2 protein-coding genes and 1 pseudogene are annotated in these 7,428 nt (G+C 70.4%); all 3 read right to left on the bottom strand.

Annotated features, from left to right (window positions below; all coding sequences use genetic code 11):
- A pseudogene (locus GBZ26_RS24695) lies at nt 1–548 on the bottom strand (efflux RND transporter periplasmic adaptor subunit); the annotation flags it as partial.
- A 138-nt stretch (nt 549–686) separates the two neighbouring features.
- A complete protein-coding gene (locus tag GBZ26_RS24690) occupies nt 687–2,387 on the bottom strand; it encodes a TolC family protein (RefSeq protein WP_247884897.1) in 1,701 nt (566 codons plus the stop codon).
- Between the two features lie 218 nt (nt 2,388–2,605).
- Complete coding sequence (locus tag GBZ26_RS24685) at nt 2,606–7,402, bottom strand: beta strand repeat-containing protein (RefSeq protein ID WP_345772067.1); 4,797 nt, start codon at nt 7,400–7,402, stop codon at nt 2,606–2,608.
- Nucleotides 7,403–7,428 lie beyond the last annotated feature (26 nt).

Raw genomic sequence — 7,428 nt, 5'->3', positions numbered from 1 at the left:
AAAGAGACGGGCCCCCCCCGCAGCGCGCGGTCGGACAACACCGCGAGCGGGCCCGTGCCGGGGGGGACCGCCTCATGCTCGCGACCCCGCTGCCCCCCCCCCTGGCCGTCGAGGGGCGCCTCCCCGTCGCGGCGGCGGCCCTCGCTCCCCGCCTGGCGCAGGTCGGCGCGGGCGGCCTCGGCCTTGACCTCGGCCATCTCGACCTCGGCCCCGCCGATGGACTTCAGCTGCTCCAGCCGGCGACTCTGGCGCACCGTGACGTCGGCGGCGCGCAGATTGGCGCGGGCCGCGTCGACCGCCGCCTGATAATGGCTGCAATCAAAGGCGATGAGCGTCTGCCCCGCCTTGAAGGACTGGCCCGCCTCCACGGTGATCCGCCCGATGCGCCCGGCGATCTCGCTGGAGAGGACGGCGTGCTGCCGTGCCTCGATCAGCGCGCGGACCCCGCCTTCGGGGACCGGCGCCGGGTCGGCGGCGGCAAGCGGCAGGGGAAGCAGCGCGATAGACAGCGCGGCGAGGAAGCGTGAGGGGCGAAAGCGGCACATCATGGCAGAAATTTTCTGCACCCTTTGCTCCGGAAGCGCAACGATCCAGGATCGGCAAGCGGTCCTGTACGCTTATTTGTTTCAGCACAGCACATTGGCACAGCCGAAAGGGGGCGGCGCCGGTGCGCCACCCCGTCGGCATCAACGCGCCGAGGCACGCCCCATCGGGGCCAGCGCGCTCAGCGGCACCGAATAGCCCTTCGCCGTCTCCGACCGGGAGGACGGGCCGTAGGACACCGTCATCGGCGCGGACATGGAGGCAGCCTGCGGCTGCGGCAACTCGGCCACTGTGACGCGTTCCGGCACCGCGGCCTTGCGCTCCGTCGGCTCTTCGTTGCGCGCGGCAACCGGGGCGGCCTTCGAATCGGTCTTCGGTTCGGCCGCCTTCTCAACCGGGGCCTTCTCCCCTGGAGCTTTCTCCGACGTCGTGGTGGCGGGAACCAGCAGATCCTGGAGCCGCGCCGTGCCGCCGGCCTTCTGCTGCCAGGCGCCCAGCCCGTCGGACACCGCCTGACGCAACGTCGTCAGATCCTGGGACGGGACGGCCTCCGGCATCGGATCGACGCCCGCCGACACCATGACGCGGGCGTAGGCGTTCTGCAGGTCGGCGTAGACGAGATCGCGCCGCAGGTCGGAGACGAGTTCCGATACCTCGGCCTGGATCACGCTCATGTCGCCCTGCTGGCCGACCGTGCTGCTGTTGACATACTGCTGCCGGATGCGGCGGTCGATCGCCGCCTGGTCGGCGTTGAGCGAGAACTCCTGCGACAGTTCGCGGAACTGAACCATCGCCACCCGCACCTGGCTCAGCACCGCCACGCTCAGCGCCTGACGGCGGAAGGCGACCAGCTCCTCCTGCGCCTTGGAGAAGGCGTGGGTGTCAGGGGCCGAGGCCAGGGACAGGATGTTCCACGACACCCGCGCCCCGTAATCCGCCCAGCGCTGGTTCAGCAGGAAGCTGTTGCTGTCGTAATGCAGGCCGGCGTTCAGGTCGATGCCCGGCAGCAGCTTCAACAGGGCGCGGTGCGTCTCGTCGGCGGTGATGCGGGCGTTGTAGGACTCCTCCAGCAGCTCCGGTCGGTTCAGGAGCGCATAGGTCTCCAGGGTTTCAACCGAGGCCGTGATCGCCGGCACATCCTTGCCGGTGACGTCCGGCGGCATCTGCAGAGTGAAGTTCTCGCCCGGCGGAAGCCCCATCAGCGCGCCGAGCTGCGACTTGGCGGCGACCAGCTCGCGCCGCAGGGTCTGGAGCTGGCGCAGCGTGTCCACCAGCGCGCGCTGGTAGGACAGGGTCTGGAGCGGGGCCTGAACGCGCTGGGCTTCCATGGCGTTTGCGTTCTTGCGCGCCGCCTCGATGCGCTTCTCCAGCGGCTCGATCCGCTTCAGCAGCCGCTCCGCCGCGACGGCGCGCCAATAGGAGGTGCGCACGTCCTGGAGGATGCCCTGGACGACGCGGCGACGGCGCTCGTCGGCTATCAGGACGAGGTTGGAATTCTGACGGGCGCGCAGGTAGCTGACGCCGAAATCGAGAATGTTCCAGGTGAAGCCCAGGTCGGCGGTCCGACGGTGCCGATCCGTGGCCGTGGTGCTCTCGCCCGTGCGACGGCCAGTGGCGAGGTTGAGGCTCTCCGACCCGGATTCGTTGTTGCGCCCGGTGTAGCCGGCCCCCGCCACGAGGCGCGGCAGCATGTCGAAGCGCGACAGGTCGAGCTGCTGGTTGGCGACCGCCATCTCCATCAGCTTCACGCGTTCGTCGAGGTTGTATTTGATGGCCCGCGCCATCGCCTCGTGCATCGACACCGGGCCGGAGAACGGCTCCTGCGGCGCCATGATGACCGACATATCCTCGCGTATGCGAGACACATTCTCGTCGTCGGTCAAGGGCTTCGGGCTGACGGAACATCCGCTGGCAAGCAACGCCGCGGCTACCAGGGCGAAGGACGCGCGGGCCTTGTGGCCCCGCGGCCGGAGGGAGGAAGCGAACCGGGTCATTCTCGTCGGCAATCCATTTGGCAAGAAAAGCTTAGGCGGGGAAGAAGACGGCAGGGGCACGGGCGGCGCTAGGCCGCCCGGCTTCCCGGAGGGACATGCGAGGTGAGCGCGGCGAGCAGCGCTGCGGTCTGGGCGTCGGCAGCACCATGGATCTGAGCCACCTGCCGGGAAAAGGCCGGGCGAGCCAGCGGAGATCCGTCGAGGTCGGCGCGGGGTCCAGGAGTTTGCCCCGAACCATCCGCTCCGGCCGGTGCATTGCCCGGATCGCCGCCCGCCGGCGCATCGCCGGTCGGTGACTGTCCTTGCCCCTGAGGCTGGCCTTGCGGTCCACCCTGGCCCGCGGGCCGGTTGACCGGCGCGTTCTCGATCGTGGAGCCGGGCCCCGCCGGGCCGCCGGGCCGGTTGCCCGGTGCGCCGCTGAGTCCACCGGGAGCGGAACCGGGGCCGCCGGGAGCCGTGGTGCTGCCCGGCGCACCGCTGGACGCCGTTCCGGTCGGGCCGCCGCCGTTCAAGCCGCCATTCCCTGTCCCGGTGCCCGTTGCCGCACCACCAGTCATGGGTCCACCTGCCGCCGGTCCTCCCGTGCCGAGACCCGCACCCGGGCCACCGCCCGCCGGGGCTCCACCGAACGAACCGCCGCCGACACCGGAGCCGACGCCAACGCCACCGGAAGCGGTGCCCCCAAAACCCGACCCGCCACCGATGCCGCCACCCAGCCCACCGCTGGCCAAGCCGCTGCCGCCACTGACGACGCCGCTCAACCCGGATCCGGCGGACCCGCCACCCAGAACCCCGCTGGACGAACTCGCCGTGCCGCCACTGGACGGAGAGCCACCCATGGCCGAGATCGTGATCGAGCGCCCGGCGTCGCTGTTGGACGAGTTGCCGAGGTTGCCGATGGTGATCGAGCGCCCGGCGTCCGTGCTGCTGTTCCCGTTCCCGACACCGCTCCCGATCGACGAGTTGGTGATGACCCGGCCCGCGTCGCTGCTCATCTGCAGGCTGGGCAGGGTCGGCGCGGTACCCAGCGTCGGCCCGACGGTCTGCGTAATCCCGATCCCGGCGGCCGTAGCGACCGCAGAGTTCGACGAGGACGCCGCCGTCGTCGTGTTCCCGGTGGAAGCCGCCGCCGCCACGACCGGCGGTGGCGGTGGCGGAGCCACCGTGTAGGTGGTCGTACCGGCGTTGCCGGTGTTGCCCACCGCATCGCTCGCCTTGGCCGCGATCACATAGCTGCCGACGCTCAGGTCGGTGGCCAGGGCAAGTTGCCAGACGCCCGCCGCGTTGGCGCGCGCCGTGCCGACCGGTTGCCCATTGACCGTCACGCTGACCAGGCTGTTCGCCTCGGCGGTGCCTTGCACGACCGGCGTGCTGCCGGCGGTGGTGTTCAGCGCCACGGTGGGGGCGAGCGGCGGCGTGGTGTCGATGGTCAGGGTAGTGACGGCCGACAGACCGCTGACGTTGCCGGCCTTGTCGGTCGCCTGCACCTGGACGCTGTGCGTACCGTCGGCCAGCGCCGCCGCGAACTGGAAGGTCCAGGCGCCGTTGGAATCGGCAACCGCCGTTCCGGCGACCTTGCCATCGACCAGCACGTTCACCGTGCTGCCGGCCTCCGTCGTCCCGGCGAGTGAGGGCTTGGCGATGCCGGAAATCAACTCGCCCGCCGCCGCGCCGGCGACGGTGGCGCTGGTCACCGACGGAGCGGGCGCCCCCGGCACCGCGGTGTCGATCACCACGGTCAACGCGTCGGACGGATCGCTGACGATGCCGAAGCGGTTGGTCGCCGTGGTCGTGATGCTGTGCGTGCCATCGGTCAGGGGCGTCTGGAGGCGATGAACCCAGAAGCCGTTCTCGTCGGCCACGGTGGTCCCGACCGCCTGACCGTCCACCAGCACGGTCACGGTGGCATTCGCCTCCGCGGTGCCGGACAGCGTCGGCCTCGTCACGTTGGTCAGCCGGTCCGTCGCCGACATCCCGGAGTCGGACAGGCCGCTCAGCGCCGTCCCGACCGGCTTCGCCGGGATCGGAGTGTCGATGCGCACTTGGCTGGTGTCGCCGACGCCCTTCAGGGTCGTCACCAGCGGTCCCTGGGCCGCGTCCATCACGGTCGAGCCGTTCAGCGCCAGCCCCAGGACCGCGATGCCCTGCGGCGCGCGGTCGCCGACCGGAACGACATAGTCGAACCGCAGCAGCGTGCTGGTGCTGCCCGCCGCGTTGTACGTGGCGTTCCGGATATCGCTTCCAACCGCCAGTTCCAGAACGGGGTTGCCGCCGCTGATGATGGACGCTTCGCTGAGCTGCACGAAGAAGCTGACCGTCTCGCCCGGCAGATAGGTCCGCGCCGGGGGAGGCGTGACGCTGACCACCGACGGCGGCGTGCGGTCCACCGTCACGCTGCGGGTCGCCTGGGTGGGATTGCCCGCCGCGTCGGTGAGGCTTGCGGTCACGGTGTAGCTCGTGCCGTCGGTCAACGCCAGCAGGTCGGTGGAGGGGACCGTCAGGCTCCAGGTGTTGTTGGTCACCGTCGTGCTGTAGGTCTTGCCGTTCAGCGTCACCGTGACCGTCCGGCCATTCTCGACACCGTTGGTGACGCCCGACACCGTCTGCCCCACGGCGCTGTCCGCCGCGTTCAACACATTGTCGCCCGCCACCGTGGCGATGGCGAGGGTCGGCGGCGTGCGGTCGACCGTGACGTTGCGCGTCGCCTGGACCGCGGCGTTGCCCGCCACGTCCGCCAGATCGGCAGTGACGGCGTAGGTGCCGCCGTCCGTCAACGCCAGCAGGTCGCCGGAGGGAATGGACAGGCTCCAGGCGTTGTTGGTCACCGTCGCACTGTAGGTCTTGCCGTTCAGCGTCACCGTGACCGTCTGTCCGTCCTCGACCCCCGTTGCGGTACCGGCCACCGTCTGGGTCACGGCGCTTTCCGCCGCGTTCAGCACGTTGTCAGCGGCCACCGTGGTGATGGCGACGGTTGGCGCCACGCGGTCGAAGGTCACGGTCCGGACGGCGGAGTCGGCGCTCTCCATCCCGGCGATGACCTGACGGACGGTGAAGTCGACCGCGCCGCTGAGGCCGGACACGTCGACGCCGGTGAAGCTGTAGGCGCCCGACGCGTCGGCGGTTGTCGTCGCCACCAGCGTGCCGTTCGCGTAGAGCCGCACCGTCGTGTTGGCGTTGGCGTTGGCGCCGCTGCCAGTGAAGGTGACGCTGCTCGCCTTGGTGATGTTGTCCGAGTTGCTGTTGCCCGTGTCCGACGCGGGCGCGAGGGTCACGGCGCTTCCCAGGGCAGCCGGGGTGATCGAGAGGCTGGCGGTGTCCGTCGCCGCGGAGAAGGCGGAAATCCCGCCGCCGCCCGCGGTCGCCACCTTGCTTCCGGCGGTGCCGCTGGTCTGGTCCCAGGCACGGAAGGTGATCGCGGCGCTGAGGATGCCGGCGTTGGCCCCCGTCGGCTGGTAGTAGAGCCGGTCCGTCGTGCGCAGCAGCAGTGCGCTTCCGCCGTCGTTCACCGTGCCGACCGCGGTCCAGCTGGCGCCGCCGTCCGTGCTGTAGTACCAGATGCCGCCTTCCGAATTGTCCACGCCGACCAGCGCGATGCCCGTGACGGCACCGCTGTCGACGTCGGACACGTTCCCGCCGAGCGCCACCAGGGACGACACGGCGACGCCGACGGCTCCGTTCGGCACGCCTGCGGCCTGGGCAACGCTGGGCAGGGTCAGGACGGTGTCGGTCAGCACCGGGGCGTCGTTCACCGCGGTCACGGCGATCCCCGCCGTCGCGCTGGCGATGCTGAACTGGCCGCCGGCCCCCTGTCCACCGTTCGCGGTGGTGTCGTTGCCGACCGTGGTGCCCGCCGTACCGGCGGTCTGATCCCAGGCTTTGAAGGTGATGCCGTTGGCGACCGGCCCATTGTAATCGGCGTTCGGTACGAAGCGCACACGATCGGTGCTGGCGAGCAGCAGGGCCGACGCGCCAGAGACGCCGGTGATGGTGGTCCAGGTTCCGGCCCCGGTCTTGTATTGCCACGTGCCGTTGCTGCTGTCGATCGCAGTGATCGCGATGCCCAGCGCGTTGCCATCGGCGTCGGTGGCCGAACCGGCGGAGGCCAGGATGGCCGCCACACTGTCGCCGTTGTTGCCGGTGGCGTCTTCGTCGATAGCGGTCAGGCTGCGCGCGTCCGTGCTCAGCACCGGCGCGCTGTTGAGGACGGTGGTGTAGCCCGAGCTCGCCGTTTGCGTGCCGCCCTTGCTATCGCTGGCCGTCACCACCACGCGCAGGTACTTGTGCGCGTCCGAGCTGGTCAGCGTGTAGCTGGAGCTGGTCGCCCCACTGATCGAGGCGGCGTTGGTGCCGTTGGGGTCGTCGGCCCGGTACCACTGGTAGGTGAAGCTCCGGTTGTCACCATCGGCGTCGCTCCAGGTGCCGTCCGTCGTGGTCAGCGTGTTGCCCACCGTCGCCGTGCCCGTCACGTTCGGCACCGCGCTGTTCACCGGCGCGCTGTTGAGGACGGTGGTGTAGCCCGAGCTCGCCGTCTGCGTGCCGCCCTTGCTATCGCTGGCCGTCACCACCACGCGCAGGTGCTTATGGGCGTCCGAGGTGGTCAGCGTGTAGCTGGAGCTGGTCGCCCCGCTGATCGAGGCGGCGTTGGTGCCGTTGGGGTCGTCGGCCCGGTACCACTGGTAGGTGAAGCTCCGGTTGTCACCGTCGGCGTCGCTCCAGGTGCCGTCCGTCGTGGTCAGCGTGTTGCCCACCGTCGCCGTGCCCGTCACGTTCGGCACCGCGCTGTTCACCGGCGCGCTGTTGAGGACGGTGGTGTAGCCCGAGCTCGCCGTCTGCGTGCCGCCCTTGCTATCGCTGGCCGTCGCCACCGCGCGCAGGTGCTTATGGGCGTCCG

The sequence above is a fragment of the Azospirillum formosense genome, assembly GCF_013340925.1.
Classification (GTDB): Bacteria; Pseudomonadota; Alphaproteobacteria; order Azospirillales; family Azospirillaceae; genus Azospirillum; species Azospirillum formosense.
Note: the sequence above shows the minus strand (reverse complement) of the source record. Positions and strands in the feature narration are given on the sequence as shown.